Annotated in this window: 11 protein-coding genes; 2 read left to right on the plus strand and 9 right to left on the minus strand. The window is 43.9% G+C overall.

Translation table 11 applies throughout. From position 1 onward, the window contains the following. Window positions 1–31: 31 nt before the first annotated feature. From H8796_RS03830 to H8796_RS03875, 9 genes are all read right to left on the minus strand, one after another. Complete coding sequence (locus H8796_RS03830; protein ID WP_369906988.1) at window positions 32–4,339, minus strand: two-component regulator propeller domain-containing protein; 4,308 nt, start codon at window positions 4,337–4,339, stop codon at window positions 32–34. 217 nt (window positions 4,340–4,556) lie between these two features. Continuing rightward, window positions 4,557–6,263, minus strand: a complete 1,707-nt coding sequence (locus H8796_RS25325) for a sialate O-acetylesterase (protein WP_233530851.1) — start codon at window positions 6,261–6,263, stop codon at window positions 4,557–4,559. Window positions 6,264–6,277: 14 nt separating this feature from the next. After that, the gene (locus H8796_RS03845) at window positions 6,278–8,008 is read right to left on the minus strand and encodes a RagB/SusD family protein (protein ID WP_187343936.1); all 1,731 of its coding nucleotides are present in this window, start codon (window positions 8,006–8,008) and stop codon (window positions 6,278–6,280) included. Window positions 8,009–8,023: 15 nt separating this feature from the next. After that, window positions 8,024–11,188, minus strand: a complete 3,165-nt coding sequence (locus H8796_RS03850) for a SusC/RagA family TonB-linked outer membrane protein (protein ID WP_158571543.1) — start codon at window positions 11,186–11,188, stop codon at window positions 8,024–8,026. Between the two features lie 46 nt (window positions 11,189–11,234). Beyond that, window positions 11,235–12,917, minus strand: a complete 1,683-nt coding sequence (locus H8796_RS03855) for a fasciclin domain-containing protein (RefSeq protein ID WP_117932871.1) — start codon at window positions 12,915–12,917, stop codon at window positions 11,235–11,237. Window positions 12,918–12,961: 44 nt separating this feature from the next. Continuing rightward, complete coding sequence (locus tag H8796_RS03860) at window positions 12,962–14,761, minus strand: fasciclin domain-containing protein (RefSeq protein ID WP_158577279.1); 1,800 nt, start codon at window positions 14,759–14,761, stop codon at window positions 12,962–12,964. A 24-nt stretch (window positions 14,762–14,785) separates the two neighbouring features. Further along, complete coding sequence (locus H8796_RS03865) at window positions 14,786–16,402, minus strand: RagB/SusD family nutrient uptake outer membrane protein (protein WP_032854006.1); 1,617 nt, start codon at window positions 16,400–16,402, stop codon at window positions 14,786–14,788. An 11-nt stretch (window positions 16,403–16,413) separates the two neighbouring features. Continuing rightward, the gene (locus H8796_RS03870; protein WP_158577278.1) at window positions 16,414–19,740 is read right to left on the minus strand and encodes a TonB-dependent receptor; all 3,327 of its coding nucleotides are present in this window, start codon (window positions 19,738–19,740) and stop codon (window positions 16,414–16,416) included. Window positions 19,741–19,776: 36 nt separating this feature from the next. Continuing rightward, window positions 19,777–22,197, minus strand: a complete 2,421-nt coding sequence (locus H8796_RS03875) for a fasciclin domain-containing protein (RefSeq protein WP_117932865.1) — start codon at window positions 22,195–22,197, stop codon at window positions 19,777–19,779. 326 nt (window positions 22,198–22,523) lie between these two features. Here H8796_RS03875 and H8796_RS03880 point away from each other — a divergent pair, with 326 nt between their 5' ends. Both H8796_RS03880 and H8796_RS03885 read left to right on the plus strand, forming a co-directional pair. Beyond that, window positions 22,524–24,014 carry a glycoside hydrolase family 28 protein gene (locus H8796_RS03880; protein ID WP_117932863.1) on the plus strand — a complete coding sequence of 497 codons (1,491 nt, stop codon included), beginning with the start codon at window positions 22,524–22,526 and terminating at the stop codon, window positions 24,012–24,014. A gap of 19 nt (window positions 24,015–24,033) precedes the next feature. Then, the gene (locus H8796_RS03885; protein ID WP_117932861.1) at window positions 24,034–25,926 is read left to right on the plus strand and encodes a rhamnogalacturonan lyase; all 1,893 of its coding nucleotides are present in this window, start codon (window positions 24,034–24,036) and stop codon (window positions 25,924–25,926) included. The last annotated feature ends 223 nt before the right edge of the window (window positions 25,927–26,149 follow it).

A 26,149-nucleotide genomic window follows, 5' to 3' on the forward strand; every position in this document is an offset into this window, starting at 1 on the left:
GTGCACAAAGATACAGGATAATTTATAAAGGTTACTCTTCTGAAGCAGAATTATTCTTCGCACCACGCTGATATATAGAAGGTGAGACTCCAAATTGCATCTTAAAACGCCTGCTAAAATAGAACGGATCATCAATACCTACGCGGTAAGAAACTTCGGCGACTGTCAGATTTTCATCAGAAAGTAACAGTTCCGCCGCTTTTTTCATACGGATGATGCGCAAGTATTCATTAGGAGCATATCCGGTTACACCACGTATTTTTTTGTAAAAAGCAGTACGTCCCATCTTCATTATGGAAGCAAATTCATCAATCGTAAGGTCAGGACGAGCAAGATGTTTCTCCAGAACAACAGTCAGACGGTCGGCAAATTCTTTGTCCCTGTCCGTGGAGCATACCACCGGACGCATGATGCCCGGCTCATTCAGATATTTCTCACGGAGCTTGTCGCGCTGCTCTATCAACTGGAACACACGTGCCAACAGCAGTTTGATGCTGAACGGCTTGGGAATATAAGCATCTGCTCCCGATTCTATACCTTCGAGATACTTTTCCGGTGAGTTCAGTGCAGTCAACAAAATAATAGGGATATGACTCGTATCAAAATCCGATTTCAGTTTCTTCGTCACTTCAAATCCGGTCATTCCCGGCATCAATACATCACAGATAATGAGATCGGCATCATAGGAACGTGCCTTTTCAAAACCTGAAGTTCCGTCCGCCGCTACTTCCACTTCGAAATAAGCACCGATTTCTTCTTTCAGGAATTGACGGATATCATTATCATCTTCGATAATCAATATCTTCCGCTTATTCAACGGATTATCCACTTTTTCGTATTCCGGCAGTTCCTCCTGTTCGTCTCCAAGAAAATCAGTGGGTTCTGCCAAGTGCCCGGTATGAATATTGGCATCTTTCAGCAATGCATTATTGGGAACTAAAAAGTCTTTTTCGCTATAAGCGGACTTGTCGGTTGGGATAGACACGGTAAATACAGAACCGCCACCCTCATTTTCCGCATACTTGATAGTTCCTTTATGAACCTGTACCAACTCATGCGTCAGATGCAGCCCCACTCCGATACTATCTCCAGAAAAATTACTTTGCATGAAACGCTTGAATAATTCCGCCTGCTTCTCTTTCGGTATACCCACTCCCGAATCTGAAACCTGTATCTGCAACTGTTGTTTCGCCTCATCCACCGTTACTGACAATACAATATGTCCGTTGGAAGGGGTATATTTAAACGCATTCGATAACAGATTGTAGGTTACTTTATCCAAGTTGCCTTTATCAATAAACATTTTATAGGAAGGAACAGAAGGATTAAATTGAAAATCCATCTTCTTCTGTTCGGCTATATCACCGAAGCTAAGGAATATTTCATAGAGAAATGAGATCACATCTGTTTCCTCCAACGACAAGGCGAGTTTATTATTCTGCATTTTGCGAAATTCCAATAACTGATTAATCAACCTCAACATACGCTGTGTACTCTTATCCATCGTTTTCAGCGGATGAACCAGTTCTTTCGGAATATCACCGATACGCTGTATCCGTTCCAGTGCACCTTGAATCAATGTTAGCGGGGTGCGGAACTCATGAGAGATATTGGTAAAGAAAACCAGTTTATATTCGGTCAACTGCTTCTCTACACTGATTCGATTGCGTAAACGGTTGAAATTGCGAACTACACGATACGTAAAATAAAGAGCTACCATAGCCAACAAAGTATAGCAAAGGAAAGCCCATCCCGTTTTCCAGAAAGGCGGCTTGATAACGATAGTCAGAGTCGTCTCTTTATCACTCCAAATGCCCGCCTCATTGCAGGATTTTACATGCAGGATATAAGTGCCGGGATTCAGATATTTGTAAGAAGCAAAATTAAGTGAGGAAGGAGCACTCCATTCCTTGTCATAGTTTTCAAGCCAATACATATACTTGGCCTGTCCGCTATCGGAATAATCAAAGGTAGAGAAGTCTATCAGGAAAGAATTCTGAAAATACTTCAGTTCCATTTCGCTGGAGTAAGCCAACGAATAAGTCAGCGGAGAATCCGTTCCACCGGGAATCACCTGAATACCATTCACATATAAATCAGTAAAGACTACCGGAGAGAAAGATTCATTACTCTTTATTTGTTTGGGATCAATGACGGTCAATCCGTAGTTCGTGCCGAACAACAATTTCCCATCTGCTCCTACATAAGCACAGTTTTCACTGTATACATTGCTCAATGTATAAGAAGAAAAGAAATAATTATCGAACGAACGGATATCAGGATCAAATTTGGAAATCCCGTATTCGGTCGCAATCCAAAGTTTTCCCTCCTTGTCCTCCAAAATGGATTGTACAACGTTGTTAACCAACCCCTCTTTGACACCGTAGTGTTCATACTTCAGGACATTGTAATTATCTTCCGGCTGACAGAGATTAAGTCCCATACCCGAAGTACCTGTCCAAATCCGTCCTTTACTATCTTGAAAGATGCATCTAATTTCATTGCTGCAAAACTTGCCGTTCGTATGGCTGAACCAATGATAATTTTCAGGATCGGCTATCAAAGAATCAGGATGGAAGATGCAGATTCCCTCACTGGTTCCCATCCAGATCATTCCATTCCTGTCTTCCTGGAACACACGAACCATCTGCACGCCATACCTTCCCTGAAAGAAATGCTGAAACTTATATTTACCATCGGGAGTAGTTTCGGCCAAATCGAGTCCGCCGCCAAATGTTCCGATCCACATACGGTCTTTGGCGTCGCGGCAAATAGCGAAGATATTATTATTGGATAAGGTGGCAAGATCCAGTTTGTCATGCCTGTACCAATCATTTCCTATTTTCAGCCCTTCACCACGAGTCCCCATCCACAGTTTTCCATCGGCGTCTTTCTCGACAGCATAGATATTCGACTGAAAATAGGTCTTATTCATCTTCTGATTGAAATGTGTATCATACGTAAACAGCCCTCCTTTACGAGTGGTAATACCAATATCTCCATTCGGCATTTCCCCTATCGTACGTATAGCATTGGAACGGTCGAATAATTCCGGATTTTCCGGATAAATGCGGGAAGTCCCCTCATTCAGTACCGAAATACGGGCTACTCCCGAGTATTCCGAGCTTACCCAAATTCCTCCTGCCCTATCCTCCATGACAAATAGAAGAAAGTCGGAATTGATATAACTATTTTCTGTAATGCCGGCGGCAAAATGTTCCAACTTGTCCTCTGCAGTGTTATAAGCAAATAGACCGTTTCCGTAAGTCGAGATCCAGATGATTCCCCTTGAATCATGGACGATATGATAACGTTCAAAGTCAATATGGTCGAGCTTCTCTTCAGGAATCAGTTGAAAAGATTTAGTCTCACCCGTAGCGGCAAGCATATAATGAACACGTCCGGTATGATTATAAATCCAGTAATCCCCGTGATTGTCACGAATAACTTCTCCTTTCTTTATATTCAGGTGAGGATCGGGAGTCAGTGTATAAGTTATGAGGTCATAATTATAGACCCCTGCGGTGGTAAGTATCACCCATTTGTCTTTTATGCGAAAGTCATCGGTAAGAGACGTTTTTCCTGCAACAGAAGAGATTGCCGCCTGTTTTACCAGTTCCCGGGCTTCTTCCTGATAAGAATAAATATCGCCGTTCTCTGTGAGGAAATAAACAGTATTTCCGTTAGCCAGCAAAGAGACAAAATGCAGGGAGCGATTTACAATCTTTACTTCGCCATTAACTACTAATGCCAGTCCGCGTTTGGTTCCTATCCAAATACGTCCATTCTCATCTTCACGTACAAAGTTCACCCGGTTATCCGGCAAATTGCCGGCTTCTGTTTTGAATACGATAGAAGTCAGCGTACCATTTTCCTGATGAACCACCCGTCGGGAACCATTGTCCGGATGCCAAAGCCAAACATCACCACCAGAAGCCAAAAAGAGTTTTGAATAATTCCGATCCTGTTCCTCCGGTTCCATATAATTCACGAAACAGGCTTTCCGCAAATCATAACAGCTATACAACCGGACAGTAGTCCCCATCCAAAGAAAGCCATGCTTATCTTCGGTGATATTAAAAATCCGGTTATCTGCCAGTGACGGCTTTCCATCATTTCCCGGCTGAAAAGTTAGAAACGAATTACCATCATAACGGCTTAATCCGTTCAATGTTCCCAGCCACAAAAAGCCTTTACTATCCTGATACATGTACCGGACAGAGTTACTGGGCAGGCCATCACTTGTTTTCATTTGGTGGGATCGCAATTCGATACTAGCATATGTATCAAGAGCGGAGACTATGAACAAAATAAAAGCGAACAGGAATCTTTGTTTTATCATAGATTTCAAGATTAATAATAAATTGTCTAACAAAAATAGCGAAGAATTTTGGAATAATAAAATTAGTCCGAACCGGAAATAAAACGAATCCACGCTTCATCCAGTCCAGACTTTACATAATTATCAAACAATCTAAAAACCTCTATATTTACCTATTCCGGCATATTCAAAGAATACCGGTATATTCAAGTGGGGCATATTCTTTACAATTCATTTATAGGGTTTCCAACCAATTTTCCAAATCTCTCATCATTTCGGCACGCTGTGCAAATGGTCTTTTATTATATCCCCATCCATGCTTACCATTAGCATAGATATGTATTTCCGAAGGTATCTTCTGTGTTATCAGTGCCTTGTGATAATTCACAGAATGAACAGGCTTCACACTTTGGTCATCGCCGGACAGCGCAATGAAAGCACAGGGAGTCTTTTTATTTACCTGCCATTCATTACTATATTTCTTTACCAACTTTGAATTTGGATTCTCTCCCAACAGATGCTTTTTCGAACCTTGATGAACATTCTGACCACCCATTGTAATCACCGGATAAAAAAGAATCTGAAAAGCCGGACGTAATTTAGCAGGAGCATGAGTAGCAACAGTAGAAGCCAAATGTCCACCAGCTGATGATCCCATTATCCCGACACTGTCTGGAAGAATATTCCACTCCTTTGCATGTTCTTTTATGTAGCGCATTGCCTCATAAGCATCCGAAACCGGAACTTCGGGATTACCGTTTGGCATCCGGTATTTCAGTACGACTGCCGCTATACTCCTTTTATTGAAATATAAAGCCCAGTCATATCCTTCATCTTTCATAGCTAAATGGTCATACCCGCCTCCGGGACAAATCAGAATAGCCTTAACCGGCTTCTCCGAAGCAGGAAGAAATACCCTGACAGACGGTTTATAATTATGCTTTTTATCGTCGTATCCTTCCGGTTCCTTGCCATTCGAATTAGGCAATCCCTTCTCCCATAAATCAATATCAAATGGTGATTGCATAGAGGTTACATTCACAGAAGAGGCTTGTATCATTGCTTCATACATCTGCTTACCCAAATATTCGGCAGATGTCTTATCGAAATGAAGACGATCTTTCAACAAAGTAGCTTTCGACATATCTATTAAATAAGCATTCTTATCTTCCGAAGCCAGTCGCTTCATCGCTGCTTCCACTTCTGCATTATAGCGTTTGTTCGACTTGGCGACAGAACCGAAAATGAAAGGCAATTCTGAATAGTCTTCACCTGTTTTACGGGTGAGATGGTCACGTACATAGCTCACTACATTTTTCAGATTTTCATAATAATCCGGTCCATAGGCCGAATCACTTTCTCCCTGATGCCACAGAAAAGCGTCTATATGATAACCTTCCGGCAAATGTGACAGTGTTTTTGAAATGCTATTACTTATTTGTTGAGCGAATGAAAGAAGTAACGATTTTCCCTTTTTCACTGTAGGAGCATTTTGTGCCAACCATTCCGGTGTCGCAGACCAATACCCACCACGGGAATCTGTATTCTCCGGTGTTATTGATGTGCCACCTACCGCCCATTTTATTACATAGAACTCTTTCTGATATAACTGTTCCAACAGGTAATAAGTGACAGCATCATAGCCCCAACGGTTACGACGAGGCCAAAAGGGAACAAACTTCCCATCCACACGATTCTGTGAAATTTTACAATATTTATAAGCTCCTTTTGCAAAACCGGTACTATCTATTCCCATACTCTTGATATATTCCGGCAAATCCGCAACAGGCACCCGTCCGTCAGTATTCGACTGTCCGGCTACAATAATGACATGAGCGGGTTCCTGTGCACGTGTTGACGGACATAAAATTCCCAATATCAACAGACAAAAACAATGCCTCATCACTTTGCATACATACAAGTCCTTTAAAACAGTTTTCATCCTTCTTCCTATTATTACTTTGATACATTTAGATACCATTTATCCTCCGACGAGAGATCCGGCATTGTCAATCCCGAACGTTCATATTTTTTGCCGATCACCTTTTTCAGGTATTCACTGCCGGAGCCTGCCTTTTCTTTATTCATGCGTCTTGCCACATGGACAAGATCTCCCCAGCGATGACCCTCGAACGCACATTCCAATGCGACCTCTTCGATCAACATCTTTTCCATACACTGTACCTCTGTCTCGTCTTGTTGTGGTTCTAGTGGTTTCGCTTTCAACGAAACACGTCCCCGTATCCCGTTAAAATCACGCCAGGGAGCACGGTGATAAGGTGCATCCATCGAACGAGCATCAAAATAGAAGGGTGCGGGATAAGGTTCACCGGGACCGTAACCAGTCTGCCGGTTCTGATCGCCGTACTCATCTCCCCACGTATATGTATTCTTGAAACCTTCATTCAGAATGGAATAGGCTAAATCCGTATATCCACAACGATTGGCTGCCTCTGCGTAACGTAACAGAACCAATGCTGCACGATTCAGGAACCAACGTCCACGCTTCATATAAGGTTTGGCCGAATCATAGTCATACAAATATTTCTGCACTACACACTGACCGTCTACCCATTTGAAGGAAGAATCTTCTCCACGTCCGTCAAACGGCGCTCCATTGGTTTGTGTCTGGGAAGCCCACAGGCTTTCGACTGCATAATCCGAGGGTTTCAATTGATATTTTCCCTTTCCCTGATTGGCAAACAGTTCAATCATCGGAAAATAAGGTTCAAACTTTTCATCATAACTGATAGTCCAGATCAATTCACTCCATAAGGCCGACTTGTCTGCCTGAAAAGAAAACATATTCAACCATGTATTCTTATAACTGTTTATATCCCCTTCCATATAGCGTTCATAGAAGACCTGAAAATAGGTATCGCCTCCTGTAGAGTAAGTCCCGCAGCGGTATCTTACGCTATTAGCCGTTGCCGATTTATCCTCATCGGTTGCCAGGAATTTACGGTACTGCACAGCCGCTTCCCTATAATTATTGTTCCACAGATACAAATCACCCAACAGGATACGCTTATTAATAAAGAAACGCTTCAAGTCATACGTGTCAAGCTTATACTGTACCAGCGCACTGTTCTTGTAATCATCCAGTGTAGGAAGATTCTCCATACATTCTATCAGCAACGGCAGCAGTTCATCCAGTCCTATTTTGGCCTGATGTTCCAATTTCTGCGCATCCTCTACCGATACGGTAGGAGTAGTCACATACACAAGCTTACCGAAATACATGCCCACTTGCAAATAAGTCCAGCAACGGATAGCGGCAACATCCGAATAGCGCTCCGCATATTCATCCTGCGTCATCCGGTTGTTGGCCAACATCTCGTCGAAACCGGCGAGCATATCATTACAGTTCTGAATGACAGCATAATAATTCGTCAGGTCGGCATATTTATTGTTGGCAGAAGGAGTATTGGCACTAATTTCCTGCAATTCAATGGACGCATTATTCGTGACGTCCATCAGGTCGGCACGCAATTCTCCCAGTACGACAGTCTGTTCCGCCAGGTTCATAAACAACCCATATAAACCCAAGATGGCATTATCCGCATCAGGGATTGTGTTATAGTGGTTCTTATATTCAACGACAGATTCAAGTTCCGTATCCACACAAGCTGTAAATGTGCTTATCAGCACTCCACAAAGCATGATTATATTTCTGATTGATTTCATAGTCCGTACTCCTTTTTATAATCCTAGTTTTAATCCCACATAAAATGTACGCGCCTGTGGCGTCATAAAAGCATCGATGCCATAACCCAACGGGTTAGTGCTGGCACTAAATTCAGGATCGTACCCTTTATACTTCGTCCAGGTGCAAATATTCTCCGCTACTGCATAAACCTGTATACCTGTAATGATGCCCTTCTTTATTGGCACATCATACGCCACTGTCAGATTCTTGAATTTCAGATAGGAACCATCTTCAATCCAACGGTCGGAAAAACGGGCATTTCCCATCGGATCACCATAAGTCACTTTAGGCATACTGGTCACCTGGCCTTCCGCTCTCCAACGGTTCAGAACTGCCTGCGTCTGATTTTCCAATCCTGACATAGATTCCAAAGTCCGGCGGGTATAATTATAAACATCATTTCCCAGAGAATAAGTAAACCGGGCCGAGAATGTGAAATTCTTCCACAAGATACGCGTATTCAATCCTCCGTAAATATCCGGGTTAGGATCACCAATTACTGTCATATCTTCTTCATTGATATATTTATCGCCATTCATGTTCACAAACCGTACATCACCGGCTCCGAACGGTACGTCTGCCAAACCGGAACGTACCTGCAGTCCGTCCGCCTTTGCATCTTCCGTAGTGGCGTATATGCCATTCGTTTTATAGCCATAGAATACTCCCATAGGTCTTCCTACTTCCGTAAGGATAGTTCCGTCGGCAATATCCGTCAGATAGCTGTTTCCTTTCAGTTCGGTTATTTTGTTTTTATAATGCGATACGGTTGCTCCCAAATCCCATTTTAACGAAGGCAGGTTGAGTACACGGGCATTAATTGCCACATCAACGCCTGTATTTCTCATCTCCCCGCTGTTATCTATATAAGTAGAAAAACCGGAATAAGAAGTTATAGGTGAATAAGCAATCATATCCTTAATGGTGGAACGGTAGACGTCCACACTCAATGACAGACGTTCATTTAGTACGGCCACATCCATACCGGCATTCAGACGAGCCATTCGTTCCGGTTTCAGATTCTTGTTTACCAGATTTCCCCGTACCAGTCCGTAATTACCCAATAAATTCTGTGAGGAATAATAACGACGGGCTGCATAATTGCCAATATCATCATTACCGGACATAGAATATCCGGCACGGATCTTCAGTAAGTCCACCCAGGATAATTGACGCATAAAGTTCTCCGACGATACCACCCAAGCTGCCGACAATGCCGGAAAGATCTGGAACTGTCCTATATCTTCTCCATAACGGGAAGAAGCATCGGCCGAAAGGGTTGCATTCACAAAATATCTGTTTTTCAATGAATAGGCCACATTTCCATAGAACGAAAGCCAATTCCACGTTCCAATGGAACCACCCATCTGGCGAAGGTCGTTCAAGCCATACTGCAATGAGCGGAATCTGTCACTGGTCGAATTATACGATTTGCCCCAGTCATCCTCGCTCCGGTTATTGAAATAACGCATCCCTAAGGTAGCATCCAACTGGTGCTCTACACCCAACTTAAACAGATAGTTGGCACGGGTTTCATCAAACAAGGAAAATATGCGCTCCGTACGATATTGCATCTGATTGGTCACCTCGGATGTAGCAACATCCTCATAAGGAATTCCCTCTTCCGGACGGAAAATACGCTCTTTCTCCTTATTCAGGCGGAGTCCGAAACGGGTACTCAATGTCAGTTCCTTCCAGATTTTATATTTAAGATGTATATTGGCGAAAAATCCATAACTGATATTCTCTTGCAGCATATTATCTACAATGGCAGTCGGATTCGACATACCGAAAAGATCCACTTCTTCATAATTCGGAGATAGCTGGTCTTGTTCGTTATAAGTAAAGCCTGCCATAAAGGGAGATTTGACCAATGAGGCATAAATCGGATTCTGCGGACTGGCATTTCCTTCCTGCATCAGGTTCTTCTTGCCATATACAAAATTCATGTTGGTCTGTACCGTAAACTTCGGTGAGAAGTTTATATCCGTATTGATACGGGCCGAGAAACGGGAGAAGTCAGTACCTTTCACCAGTCCTTCGTTTTGCAAATATCCCAATGACAAGGCATAGAGTGCAACGTCATCACCACCCATCACACCAATGGAGTAATTCTGCTTGAATCCTTGTACAAACAACTGATCCTGCCAGTCGGTATTCTTATTATAACGGTAGTAATCGGCATTTCCCTCGTATCCCCAAGAATGTTGTTCGGGCTTCGTATCATTGATAAACGGAAGTTTCTGTATGTCACCGGCAGAATATCCCCGACTCTGATATACATCCATCAGATAACGTTTCGACTGCACGGCATCCAACATCGGAATACTGCTCGGTTTTAAGTTCATACCAGTCGTTATCTGTGCGGTAATCCGTGTTTCGGCATCTTTGGCACGCTTTGTCTCAATGACAATGGCGCCATTACTTCCTTTTACCCCATACAGTGTAGCCGCATCCTTCAGGACAGTGATCCGTTCAATATCCTTCACATCAATCGTACTCATCGGAGTAGACAGATAGCCGTCTATCAAGGATATCCCTGCCGAAAGATTTTCCACTACCATTCCGTCAATAATCAGCAATGGCTGGTTATTGGTATAGATGGAGTTGAATCCTCCCATAAACATATTTGCACCGGCATTTTCCATACCTGAACGGAATAAAGTATTCAGTCCCGGCACTGTTCCCTGAAGCAGCGCTTCCGGACTGGTGGCCGGACTCAAGGAATTATCCCCGTTTAACTGTGTCAGAGCCGTTGTCGTCTGACTACCCGCCATATCACCCAGTGGGGTCAATACATCTTCAAACAGACTCTTATGCGTTTCATCATACAAACGCACTGTTACCTCTTTCTCACCACGCAACGGAATCCGTTTCTGCTGGTATCCGGGACTTGAAACCAGTAGTTCCACCTCATAAGAAGGAATCCGGATTGAAAACTTACCGGACTCGTCCGTCATAGCCGTACTAAGGCCCGGCACCGCGACACGTACACCATTCAACGGACTACCCGTAGCCGCATCCACAATTGTACCCGATGCCCTTTCCTTATACTCTATCCGCTTCTTCACTTTCAATGTACGCACTTTCTTGTTGAACTTCTGTGCATTCCCGGATAAAGCAAACACACAAGCTATCAGAAGAAATATATATTTCATTTTATTATTCATAGCATTATCTTTCCTTTAGTCGTTTCACTTCTCGTCACTCTCCATCCGCTATACGGGGAACAAACTTGATGTAATCAAGAAACATCATTCCACCCCGTTGACTCGCTTTGGAATATTCATGGCAACCGGCAGTATTACAAACCATCACCTGCACCTCTCCCATCCGCGGCACTTCAAAGTCATAAGCATCTGCCTCCTCTACCGGTGTAGTAGGAATCATATAAGAGCCCAGATTATACTTACGGAGATGTACCGGCGTGTTTTTATATGTTTCATCACCGGCTATCGAATATCCTACAAAACCACATTCCTTTCCCCAGTAATTATTATCTATGGAAGAAGTAGTCCCCGCCGGACGGCGTAACGCCGGATCACCCGGCATGGAAGCTAGTAATTTCTGACAAACCGCAAGCGTAGTGGCCTTATCCGCTTCTTCATTTGGCCTGATATGGTTCTCCATATCATCATACGACCCCAGATATACATCATAAATCACTGAATTCAGGTTGACCGCATATTGAAGATAGAAGTTGGCATCAGTATTCATATTATTCGTATTAAAAGTGAAAGAATACTCCGCCCCGGTAACAGGGTCCGTCTGATAACTTCTTGAAGAAACCATCACATCCTTCCCGCCGCTTGCCCATGTGCGGAGACGGGTATAGGTTTTGGAAGCAGCATAAGTGCCCAGATAATCTTCTGCTTCCACAACTACTGTCTTTACCTTATTTTCCTTTATCTTAATATCCACCCCGTTCAAGAAACGTATCGTTCCGTTGGAAGCCTGATATTCCCTGACTCCGGCCAGTTCAAAAGATACCGCTTTGGAAAAATCAACTTCTACGCCACTCAAAGCTGTTGTCATTCCCGGTTTGAAAACCAAATCCCGGATCAGTTCGTCCGTCACCAGTGAGTCAGTGAGCTCTTCAGTGCTCTGATTCATGTATTTGGCATATTTTTCTTTTAGACTCTGGAAATTCGCCTGCCTCAACAAAACAAAAGTATAGGTAGAATCCTCATCGTTAACCGGCATCTCTTCAAAGAAGTAATTGCGCGTCGTCCAAATCGTATCATATACCGGCTGCCCCTTTTCATTCACTCCTTTTTGTATGCTCCTGTCTTTATCCATTATCTTCGTGGTTTTGGCATACAGGCTGTCCAGTTGTTCATACTCTTCGGGATACAATGCATGTAAATACTGCAAGTACTCATCAATATTCATCAATGGTTCCATGACCTTATCTACTACATGAAGCATTCCGTTATTGCAAAGTACATCCGAATGTTCCAGTTCAAAGGTTAACTCACTCATTATCCTGTTTTTCCCGTTAATCATCTTCAAATGACTGTCCGGTTGTGAGATTGCCGTCAGGTTGAAAGTGCCGAAAGCAATATGGTTTCTTACCATCATCAGTTTAGCCTCTTCATTCCATTCACCTTCCGCCAGACCTTTCACATACCCGGCAAGAGCCTCATCCACAGGTGCAAGAATTGTATATTCATAGGCTCCCTGCAATACCTTGTCATAACCAGTTTCCTGCAACAAAGTATAAAAGCCTGAAAGTTCTCCATTCGCCTTGACAGCCTCCAATACACTTCCCTCAAGAGTAGGCATATCTACCGCCACATGATTGTCCCACTGGTTATTGCAGGCTGCAACCAGTGTTGCAGCTACTAATACCAATGCCCATCGTATCTTATTGAATTTTCGTTTCATTACTTTTCGTTTATCGATTATTTATATTCCACGTCCTTCTGTTCTCATTCATACGGCCATACTTCCTCTTTGCCCGGAGAATATTCACCGATCTCCATTCCTGTCAAATCGAGCATAGGCCAAACCTGATCTTCGGTTGTAGGAATAAACTGAATCATATCCAGCATGATATCGAGAGAAGCGTCTTTCTCCAAATCAAACCGCAACACATGGCGTCCACTCGAGAATACTTTTACAACTCCCAATAAATTACTGTTCATATAGACATGCGGATAATAGGTGTACTGTTTCCATCCGTAATTCGTCTCCATCGCAGCATGGTCTACCATCCTGACTCCGCGCTCGTCCGTCTTTTCCTTGCCGTCTGCACCCTTCACATAAGAAATGGCAGAAACTCGTTTTACCGTTACAATCTTATCCAGTATTTGGTCTTCCTGCCCTTCCTGTTTGAAAGTGGTTTTAAGGGTCGGACCGTTTTTACCGGAATCTGTATGACGATAGCATAACCACACTTTATACGTTCCTTCAATCAATAAGGGGAGCGTAAACTCAACTGCTGTAATCATATCGCTCTTTCTCATACGGAAAGTCAGGTAATCACCATTGACACACTGCATCTGCTGGTTTAATGTAGGTTTGTTTCTATCCAGCACCTGGCCAACCGTATAGGTCATGGCAGCAGTACTGCTTCCGCGCCCGTATTCTATCTTAATATCCTGGGTCAACTGGCCTTTCTCAAATTTCTTTGTCTCTTTGAGATAAGAAGCAGACGCCTTGATTTCCGGTAAAGTACACACATCGAAATTCACCCGGTAAGGTGCCCTCTCTTTGATTTCCAACATACCATCCACTTCCTGCAATACACCATCCGCACAAGTCCGGTCTGCATATTCGCCATCCCGTATCAATTCTATTCCCGGTTCGTATCCGGCTATACTGTTGAATCTGTTCAATACAATCTTTTGTCCGTCCATGATACAGGCAATCACCTGATTCTCTACCTTCGTCATTACGGCCGAACTACTCATCAGGTCCACGATATACTGGCGACCGGTTCCAATATGATAAGCAAGGAAGTTTTGAATCAATGCCTCACTATCATTGATACCCGGAGTATTCTGCTTCAGACGTGTTATCAACTCGTTCTTATTATGAATTCCTTCATTATTGAATGTTTCATTACTCTGCACATACACCGTATAACAAGTATCAGTTGTCATCACCGAATTGAGATAGTTTTCATACTCGGCAAACAAATCTATAAAAAGAGAGTAACGTTCCATCGGCAAGGCAGCCACCTGTTCACGCAATGTCAGTTCCGGCTTTTCCAATACAGCATCTACAATGTGCAGAATACCGTTACCTAAAACCACATCTTTCGTCAACAGACGTGCATTACGGTCTACTTCCACATATATGGTTCCGTTTTCATCACTTTTGGTTTGCGTAGTGAGATAGTAGTCGCGTATATTGGCTGTCGGCATCTTTCCGTCCTGAAAACGCGACGAGGTAATCGTATCATTGATTACATGATAACCTACGCACTCGTTCGCTTCTTCTTTGGAAAGCTGTTCTATATCTATTCTGTTTTCTTCCAGGTATTTCCGCACGGCATTATCCGTCGGCACCAGACAAGTATAAGCACCATAGGCATGCAACATCCCGCGATAGTCGGACTTATCGACAATCTTGAGGAACTCGCCTAAATGGTCCGCCATATATTCATCGAGCATCTGCTGCTCGGTGGTCTGATATACGGTTCCATCAAGGGGATCATCGCAGGCATTCAAAAAACAGAGCATTAACAAACTCACAATCAGGTTCAATCCTATTTTGTTTTTCATATTCATATAGATTCCTCCCATTGATTAGTTAGCATAAAATTCATTTTGTTCCAGCAAAGGATTAGCATCTATTTCTTCACTGTAAATAGGTAAATAATGACTGTGATAATTGCGATACTTGGCCTTCAAGCTGTTAACTTTGCTGGCCGGAGCGCTATATTCTGCCAATGTCATCAGGTAATTGAGATTTTCACCGTCATAATTGTTACGTTTTGCCTGACGCAACACATCAAACCAACGTTTTCCTTCAAAGATCAATTCCCGTCCGCGTTCTGCCAACACAAATTCTTCCATAGCCTTTCCACTATACGAACCTTCCGTTTGCCCGATGTCCGTGGTAGCCACTGCGGTAGAGCGATCTCTTATCACTTTCACCGCCGCATACGCTTCTTTCAGCAATTCCTGATTATCACTGTCCAGAATAGCCATTTGGGTCAGCGCTTCCGCTTTCATCAAGTAGATTTCAGCAAGACGGTAGATAATGAAGTTATTGGTATATTCTTCCTGCGCACGTTCCGAACCGTTCGGTTCCACACCGATATATTTCCAAAGGCAGGACTTACTTTGAGAAATCACACTACGGATATCAAAACATTCGCCACTATAAGCCTCATCCGCCAACGGTGGAAAAATATCCGAATTCACACGTTCGGTTTTTACTCCGATAACCCCTCTACCCGAACTCATTAAGCTATAAAAAGGATTCAGGTTATCAGTAGCGAATTGCAATTCAAAGATACTTTCCATAGAGTTTCCTTGATAATAAATCTGCTGGAACAGGGAATAATAAGAAGACTGGTCAGGAGCATAATATATATCCGTCGTACCTTCTTCCGTATTTTCCACCTCTATCTTCCGGCTTTCTACAGGAACCAACAATAATTGTCCCGAACCGATAATCTCATCGCATTTGCGGTTGCATTTTTCATATTCTTCCTGCCACAGATAAATATCAGCCAACAATGCTTTTACAGCCCACATTGTCATGCGCCCTTTGTTCTGTGCAATATCCGTAGAACTGTATTGTCCCGGTAAATAATTACCTGTTTCTACCATTTCCAGGTCAGCGACCAAGCCTGCCAGAATCTCTTTCTCGCTACTCTTGGCTACACTCATTTGCTGGGAACCGTTCACATAGGCTTCCCGTATAAACGGTACGTCACCGAACGTTCTTACCAAATAAAAGTACATCAGACTGCGGATGGCAATAGCCTGTCCTTCATATTCTTTCAGTTGAGCTTCTGAAAAAGTAGGGTCATTGGCCTGGGCGGTAGGAGCAAACTTCAATATAGTGTTGCAGATATTAATAGTCTGATAAAAAGAAGCCCAATCCAAATACGTGTTATCTATGGAAATTTCACCATTAAAGACACTTACTATGCTGGAATTCGTCCTTCTTCCGGTAGTAATCATATCCGCACGCCATTCACCATAGAGAAAAAGGCGTTGTACCAGTTCATTGGCTGTCATAGACAGATAGGCTCCATTCACTACCGAACGGACATCTTCTTTCGTTTTCCAGAATTCATCCAACGGCACACCGTCGTTAGGCATCAGATTCAACCAGTCCGAACAGGAAGTCGTTGTCATCCCTTGCAAGGCCAGCAAGCCAATCATTATATATTTCGTTATTTTCTTCATGATCTTCAGTTTTAAAAAGTAACACTCATACCTAATGTAGCAGTAAAAGAACGAGGGATACGGGAGTTATCCTCACCCATTTTAAACGCCCCTCCGGTTAATGCTATTTCCGGGTCCATTCCGGAATAATTCGTCCAGACATACAGGTTGCTCAATGTTGTCCATATCTGACAACTCTGCAGGAAAGTATTCTTCAACTGTTTCTTATCGAAGGTGTACTTCACTGTCAACGTTTTGAAGCGCAGGAAAGAACCATCTTCCACAAAGCGATCGGAGCCCAAATAGTTGTAGGCATTCTTCGAACCATACACCGCTCTCGGCAACAAATCAGTCGGTGCCGTCGCTTCGTCCTCATACGGATGTCTCCAGCGACGAAGTACAGCCTTACTCTGATTATTGTAGGATGCCATATTTTGCAAGCTCATTCCCATTTTGTTAATGACTTTATTTCCATAACGGAAATTAAAAAACGCACTTACGCTGACACTTTTATAGCGGATGTTAGGCCCAAAACCACCCGTCAGTATCGGGTTGGCATTCCCTAAGTAAACAACGTCCTGATAGTCGATATTGCCATCGTGATTAATGTCTTCATAGATCGCATCTCCCGCTTTGAACTGATAGTCGATGGTAGGATAAGCAAAACGCATCTGTACCGGCGTCCGTTTACCGCTCGCATCGTACGAGTAAATCTTGTTACCATTTGCGTCACGAGCAATCGTTTGGTCATCATTCAGATAAACTCCCTTGTAACGGAATCCATAAATCGCACCTATCGGCTGTCCCAACTCGAATCGGCGGACATACTGACCGTTGGTTGTCAACACCCCTTTCTGCATCGGATATTGGTCGGGCACATCAAGAATAGAGTTGATATTACGTGCCAGGTTGATGTTGAAAGAAATATTCCATGCCTTCGAACGATATGGAACCGTATTGATCGAAAGCTCGAATCCCTTGTTCTCCATAGAACCGGAGTTGACATCCGCCTTGGTGAAGCCGGTGGTAGAAGGCAAGGACAGGTTTTGGAAGTATTGATCTTTCGAACGTTTTTGATACACTTCCACATCGATATTCAAACGATTCTTGAAAGCCGCAAAGTTCATACCGAAGTTCACCTGTGTTGTTGTCTGCCATTTCAGATTACTCAATTCAAGATTGGCGGGATAAACACCCGTTTCACCCAAATAGGAGTATTCATAAGAGTCATAAAGACTGATATGCGTATAATTATTATTTGTTTTCGGTGACGAGCCGTTCAGACCATAACTGGCACGAAGACTAAGTTCATTCAACCATTTCTTCCACGGTTTCATAAACGGTTCACCGGAAAGCCTCCACCGCAAGGAAACACTCGGGAACAACCCCCAGCGATTTTCTTTTCCAAACCGGGAGTTACCATCATAACGGGCGGTCGTATTGACAATATAACGGTCGAGCAGACTATATTGAATACTCCCCATCATACCGACAGAACGTTCCTGCTGAAGAGTAGTGGAAGAAGTCAGATAGCTGGCACCAGTCACACGTGAAGGAATAGAAGGATCTTTCAGGTAGGGACTTGCCAGGTTACCTCCCGTCAGGCGGAAGTTAGTCGAACGCTTGTCAGAAGTAGTCAGTGCAAGTAACCCCTGAAAACTATGTTTCTTGCCGAGATCAGGTGTAAATATCACTTTATTCATCGTATAGATCGTGAAGGCCTCGCCATCGCGGTCGTCGGCACGGTTCACCGTTGCTTCATTCCAGGGACGTCCCGTAGCCGTTTGCGGCAAGAAAGCATTCTTCTTATTATTGGATACGTTCAGGCTGAAGTCCGACTGATAGCGCATCCATGCCAGCGGACGCCAAATCAATGAAAGATTGGATACCACATTATTGGATAACGTCTGGAAATAACCATCTTTCGCCATTGCCACAGGATTGTAAACACCTCCCGAAGAACTGCCCGGATTCCATTTTCCCTGCGGAGATTCCTCCGGGGTAAAGAAATTACCAGTCCATAGCCCTATCTCGTTATATTCGTACACACTCATGTTCGGCATACGCGTGAAAGCCATACTCGTGGCATTCTGCCCGGTAGAAAAATAAGAGATATAGTTTTTCCGGTCGTCAGTACGTGTATAAGCCATACTGGCGGAGAATTTAAGCTGCTTCGATATATTGTAATCCACATTCAGACGGGCGTTGATACGGTCTAATCCGGTTCCTATTACCACACTGTTGGCATTATAGTAACCGATAGAAGCACGATACTGCGCCTTGTCTCCACCACCACTGATAGAAGCCGTGTGATCCTGGCTGAATCCCGTACGGGTTACTTCGTCATACCAATTGGTATTAGCTCCATAATTATAAAAATAATAAGGCTGGTTGACATCATAAGCAAATTCAGGATCAGCTGTCGGGTCATAAATCTTTCCACTGTTCATCAATGCTTCTTGTATCAATGTCGTATATTCATCTCCCGAAAGAGTCTCAATACCGTGAGGACGGCTGATTACCGTACCTTTAAATGTATAAGAGATACGTGGTTTGCTCACTGTTCCCCGCTTGGTCGTAATCATCAATACACCGTTGGCGGCTTTCGCACCATAAAGGGCGGTGGCTGCCGCATCTTTCAACACAGTGATTTCCTTAATATCGTCCGGAGCCACATTCAACAACTGGGAATATTCTTCCTCGTCTGCCGTTGCAAAATCAAAATCGTCATCCACAGATACGTCATAGGGAAATCCGTCTACTACAATCAACGGTTGTGAAGAACCTGTCATGGAAGTCGTACCACGGATTCGGATCGACATCCCCGCTCCCGGATCACCCGAACTAGCGGCAATATCCATACCGGCAATACGTCCCTGCAAGGCATCTTCCACACTGGGCGCAGTCATTCCGTCTTCCAGATCGCTCATAGAGATGCGGCTCATGGCTGTTGTCAAATCACGTTCGCTAACATCCATCATACCGTTGTTCACTCGTTTGTTTCCAACGATAGTGGCACCTTCGAGCATCACCGTCTCATCCTGCATAACAATATTAATCGTCATTTTTCCTTTTACAGGGATAGTTGCCTTCTTCATACCTATATACGTAGCCACCAGATTATCTCCGGCACGCGTCTCCACACGCATACTATAATTACCGTCCATATCGGTAACTGCATTTCCTACCACACGTCCATCCTTGTTAACCAGCAATACATTCGCTCCCGGGAGAGGCAACTTGTCAATAGCTGCTGTCACTACACCCCGAATCACCACCTTTGTTTGTTGGGCAGATGAAAGTGCAGGCATACAACACAGTACTGTCAGAAGGATGAACTGATATACATATCTTCTCATTATCATTGTGTTTAATTAGGTAAATATTAGATTCAATTATTCTTTGGGATGTGTTGTAAACCCAATGATGCCATCCACGGCATGTATCACAGACAAGGGGCCTACATAGTTACTCTTACCAGATTCACGTACGACATTGACCGGTGCATATCCCTCCACCTGAAGCCAGTCGTTCTTGGTTATATCCCGGAAACGGAAAGTCAAACTATTGTCTGCCTGTTTGGATACGACCACCGCAGTGGTGACCGACCATAAATCCAGCTCGCTATCCGTCAGTTTGTAGACAGTATTCAATGCAAGGCTTTCATTCTTTCCCGGTTCTATATAAGGCATTCCATCATCCGGCACTACTGTTCCGGTAAGAAAACAAAGTTGTATGAAACGTTCTACCATCGATTTGTCTTCCGATTCAAAAGCATCACTGCCGCTGGGTAAAGCGGGAAGAAGATCCGAACCCACCGCATTTTGTATCGCTTCGTCCGTAGGAATCAGAACTGTATAATTAGTACTTTCTCTGATAAAAGAAGGAGAACTCCCTCCATAGACTCTATCCATATATTGCTTGAATAAACGACAGTCACTATTTTCCTGTGCATACATGGTGATACGGTCGTAAAGTTTAGGAACGGTAAATGCAGCCGTACCACCACTGTTGCGCGGACTGTATTCGATCATTGTTCCGTTTGTAATGCGGAAAACATGACCGTTGATATAGTCAAAATCGACTTCTTCCACCTCTACTTCCGTACCATCAAGGATGTTGCCCAAGCCTTGCAGTTTGTTATCCCTGAAGCGTATCATATCTCCATAGATATTTACCGCATAGCCATATCCGTCGTAAGACAGTTGGGGAAATCCGGCAAAATCATCCAGTTCCGTCAATCCCTTCGTACGTTTAAACACACACGAACGGAGCAACCTTTTCATGCGGTCTTCCGCATCGGCAGAAGCAGTCAGATTTTCATTCAGAAATTTATTATTCACTTCGTCATAAGAGAATCCGTCCGCTTTCAGCAATTCGTCCGAAGGAAGTACCATGATATAATCTACTTCTTTATCTCCCGTCAACTTACTTTTGGTCATCTCCGGTATCCAATCGTTGATAAAAAACTTCTCGTAGGCTATATTTGCCAAGTTACGACAGTCTTTATTCAGCAGGATTTCGGAATAAACAGTGGTGAAGTATTTGCTCTGCACGATTTCTTTCGTATCATACAGTACACCGTTGCTGGCAAAGCTGCTCTTTGTTACACAAGCATCAAAATCCGGCCCGTCTTTTCCTTCACCATTCAGATACTCTTCATTGGAGTTCTGTTCCGAGGCAAAGTGCGAAGGCCATACAATACGCGGCACCATGTGGGCTTTCAGGAAATAGGTCAATGCGGTCAGTGAAAGTTCTGACAAGTCACCCACCTCGGCACGTTCGCACAACATTTCCGCAAACCGTTGCACAGACTCGTTGGAAGGAACAAGCAGGGTATATCCATGTTGTTCCGTCGTACCGCTTTCCGTACCTTTATAATCTTCATTATTTAATAAATAAGGCAAGTTTTGATAAGTCTTGCAATAAACTGCAGAGATATTACGATCCGGATAAAGTTTCTTATAAACTTCGGTTGTATTTTCACCCAACAAGTAAGAGACAAACAGATAGGAACTTCCTACTTTCGTTTCTAAAATCTTGCGGAAGGATTCATGCTCGTCCCTTCTCAACATCTCATCCAGGTTATCCAATGGCAAATTAACTGCATCCACCTCGTGGATAATTCCATTTTCGGCATACATATCTTTATTCAATACGCTTCCGGCAGCAGCATTCAATCCTGAATAGGCGGCATCCGGAAAGAATTTCTCATAATCGGTTGCAGTTAACAGATTACCCGTAAAATAAGAATCGGTGAAAATGGGTAAAAACTTATAAGGAGTAACAACAGCCGTCACATCGGCAGGACTGTCTACCACCCACTGTTCCACTCCGTCGATAGTCTCCTTATAAAGTGCCTTATAATAAGAGGAGCGTTTTTTGATAGAAGTCCCGGTTTCCCAAATACCACTATTCAAGACATCTCCCAGGCGGGCAGTCTCGAAACGGTTGAATACCATCGAATAAGCGACAATTTGTGTCAGTACATCCACGGGAACTTCATCAACAGAAGTATAATTGTGTTCAGAGAGGAATTTGCGGAAAGCATCATCGTTCGGGGCAAATACAGTATAATTACCTGCTCCTTTGAGGATGGAACTATACAACGTCTTATCCGCCGCATGCAAATACATGGAGAAATTACCTTTCCCTGCCAATACATCATAAATAGGTGGCTCCAACCACGAAGGACGTTCATACTGTTCCTCCGTATCGGTACAACCTGCCAGCAATAGCAACATCAACATGACCAGGCCGCAAGTTACCAACCGGCTGAAACGTTTCTTGCATAAACCAAATAACGTGTGTATCATAGTCTTAAAATTAAAATAGAGTTATCAACAAGATTTTATTATACGGCAAAGATAAGACTGCACATCCCTGTCAGGAATGGACATTTGTACTTTTGTATGGACTATCAATGTACCCCATCCTGAAGGGATTCTAACTGCGAATATCTAATAAGGATGGACTTTTTATGTGATCCATGGACATTCTATCACAAGCAGTCAATATACAAGAAATAATCCATGCTTTCGTACAGCACTCCATTCGCCTCTCCAATAAAAGCCGCTAATTTAGTCGAAAAAATTACGTAGACAATATTTCTTAGAAATCTTAATCACCAAAAGTTTATCAAATGAGAATAAACAGCATTCTTACTTCCCTCTTAACCGGTGTACTCCTGACAGCCTGCAATCCCGGCAAACAGACTCATCACACCTATGACTGGGGAAAACTGCCACAGCAAGTGGACTTGAGTTGGGCAGACAGCGTCGGCAGCCGACAGCACCCGGACGGAAGAATTATATCCGCCAACTCTTTCGGCGCAGTAGCCGACAGCACCCGGCTTAGTACGGAAGCTATTCAAAAGGCGATTGACGAATGTTCCGCTGCAGGGGGCGGAACCGTGATACTGGCTCCCGGACACTACCTGGTGGGAGCTCTGTTTATCAAAAGCGGTGTCAACCTGCAACTGGATAAGGGGGTGACCTTACTCGCTTCTACCGATATAAACAACTATCCCGAGTTCCGTTCGCGCATCGCCGGTATTGAAATGATATGGCCGTCGGCCGTTCTTAATGTCATCAAGCAGAAGAATGTAGCTATCAGTGGCGAGGGAATGATTGACTGCCGTGGAAAGAAGTTTTGGGATCAATACTGGAGCATGCGCAGGGAGTACGAAAAGAAAGGTTTGCGCTGGGCTGTGGATTATGATTGCAAGCGTGTACGTGGTATCTTGGTCGAACGGAGCACAGACGTGACTTTAAAGGACTTCACCCTGATGCGTACCGGTTTTTGGGCTTGTCAGATTCTCTACTCCGATTATTGCAGTATCAACGGACTCACCATTAACAATAATATCGGCGGACGCGGACCGAGCACAGATGGAGTGGATATAGATTCCTCTACCAATATATTGATAGAAAACTGTATGATAGACTGCAATGATGATAATATCTGCCTGAAATCGGGCAGAGACACAGACGGGCTGCGCGTCAACCGCCCGACGGAGAATGTAGTCATACGTAACTGTACCACCCGCAAAGGTGCGGGACTTATCACCTGCGGAAGCGAAACTTCCGGCGGCATACGAAATATCCTGGGACACGACCTCACAGCCCAAGGCACCTGGAGTGTATTAAGACTAAAGAGTGCCATGAACCGTGGCGGAATCATAGAAAATATCTATATTACCCGTGTCAAGGCAGACAGTGTACGCAATGTACTGGCCGCTGATCTGAACTGGAATCCGCAATATAGTTACAGTACCCTGCCCGAAGAATATTCGCACAAAGAAATCCCCGAGCACTGGAAAATACTGCTCACTCCGGTAGCGCCCGAAGAAAAGGGGTATCCGAAATTCCGTAACGTCTATCTTTCGCATGTCAAAGCCACCAACGTCAGAGAGTTTATCTCCGCATCGGGATGGAACGATACATTACGTCTGGAGAATTTCTTCCTGTATGCCATCGAAGCACAGGCACAGAAAGCAGGACGAATCCGATATAGCAGAAACTTTAATCTGGCGGAAATTATGTTGGATACCAAGGACAACACCACTATTGCATCCGAGAACAACGATCAATGTAATATCCATCTGAAAAGTATGCCTTCCGGAAATTTATAGAAACTAAAAATAATTTGGTATGAAAAGATATATTTACCGGTTGATGTGCGTATTCGCATTATCATCCACATGGACAGCAAATGCCCAACCCAACTATAACTATTCAAAACTACAAAAGGAGAAACTCGGACGCGGTGTAGTTGCCATCCGTGAAAGTCCCTCGACAGTAGTAGTCTCATGGCGGTATCTTTCTTCAGATCCGATGGAAACGGCTTTCAATGTATATCGTGGCGGTAAGAAGCTGACTGCTCAACCGGTGGTCACGGGTACTTTGTTCCGTGACGAGAATAGCAGTCTGGAAACGGCGGCATACGAAGTACGCCCCGTACTGAAAGGAAAAGAGACGCATCACATTGACGGCAAATACACGCTTCCCGCCAACGCCCCTCTCGGTTACCTGCAAATTCCATTGCAGAAGCCTGCCGACGGTGTGACTCCGGCAGGAGATACCTATACGTACAGTCCGAATGATGCTTCTATTGGTGACGTAGATGGTGACGGTGAATATGAAATCATCCTGAAGTGGGAACCCAACAACGCAAAAGATAATTCTCATGACGGATATACAGGCGAAGTATATTTTGACTGCTACCGGCTGAACGGCGAGCAACTATGGCGCATCAACCTGGGAAAGAACATACGTGCCGGAGCACACTACACCCAATTCATGGTGTATGATCTCAATGGCGACGGCAAAGCGGAAGTAGTGATGCGTACTTCGGACGGAACGGTAGACGGCAAAGGAAAAGTGCTAGGAAATGCCAAAGCCGACTATCGCGAGCCCGGCGTATTTGATAAGAAAAAGAATAAACTTACTCGTCAGGGACGCATACTGGAAGGTAACGAATATCTGACCGTATTCTCCGGACTTACCGGTGAAGCACTTTACACTACTGACTATATCCCTGCCCGTGGAAATCCCAAAGACTGGGGTGATACGCGTGCCAACCGCAGCGACCGTTTTCTCGCCTGCATCGCTTATCTGGACGGTGTTCGTCCCAGCGTAGTGATGTGCCGCGGTTACTACACGCGTATCGTACTGGCTGCCTTCAACTGGGATGGAAAGAAACTGAATAAGCATTGGGTATTCGATACAAACATCCCCGGAAATGAAAAGTATGCCAAACAAGGAAACCATAATCTCCGTGTAGGAGACATAGACGGTGACGGGTGTGATGAAATCATCTACGGTTCGTGCACCATCGACCATAATGGCAAAGGGCTCTACTCTACCGGCCTCGGACATGGCGATGCCATTCAACTGACTCAAATAGACCCTGCCCGCAAAGGTCTGCAAGTATGGGCCTGCCACGAAAACAAACGTGACGGCAGTACTTATCGGGATGCTGCCACCGGAGAAATCATCCTGCAACTCAAGAGTACCCGGGATATAGGCCGTTGTATGGCCGCTGACATCGACCCGACGAATCCGGGAGTGGAATTATGGTCACCGGGAACAGGCGGCATCATCAATTTCAAAGGGGAACTGATTGCTCCGAAGACTAAAAACTTCCCTGTTAACATGGCTGTTTGGTGGGATGGTGATTTATTGCGTGAAGTATTGGATAAAACCCGCATCAGCAAATATGACTGGGAACAGAAATGCTTTATCCCGTTTGTCGAGTTTGAAGGAGTTGCTTCCAATAACAGTACGAAAGCCACCCCCTGCCTGCAAGGAGATATCCTCGGTGATTGGCGCGAAGAAGTCCTTTTCCGCTCCGAAGATAACAACTCCCTGCATTTATATGTATCAACAATTCCAACAGAATATCGTTTCCATACTTTCCTGGAAGATCCGATATACAGAATCAGCATCGCCACCCAAAATGTAGGATATAACCAACCCACCCAACCCGGATTCTATTTCGGCACGGACTTAAAAGGAACTTTCAGAGGATATCAGTTCAAATAATAGTAAACAAAGAAAATTTATTCATGAATTTATTCGTCTGACAGCTGTTTATTTTTCGTCTGACAACTGTTAGACGAAAGAATAACAACTGTCAGACGAAAGTTTAACAGTTGTCAGACGAATAGAATTATGCAGCTCTAGGGATAAATTCTTTAGATGCTAGAAACAAATAGATGCTGATTGGAACTAATTCTGAACGATACGAAAACGGCTCATGTCTCGA

The sequence above is a fragment of the Bacteroides sp. M10 genome (genome assembly GCF_014334015.1).
Lineage (GTDB): Bacteria > Bacteroidota > Bacteroidia > Bacteroidales > Bacteroidaceae > Bacteroides > Bacteroides intestinigallinarum.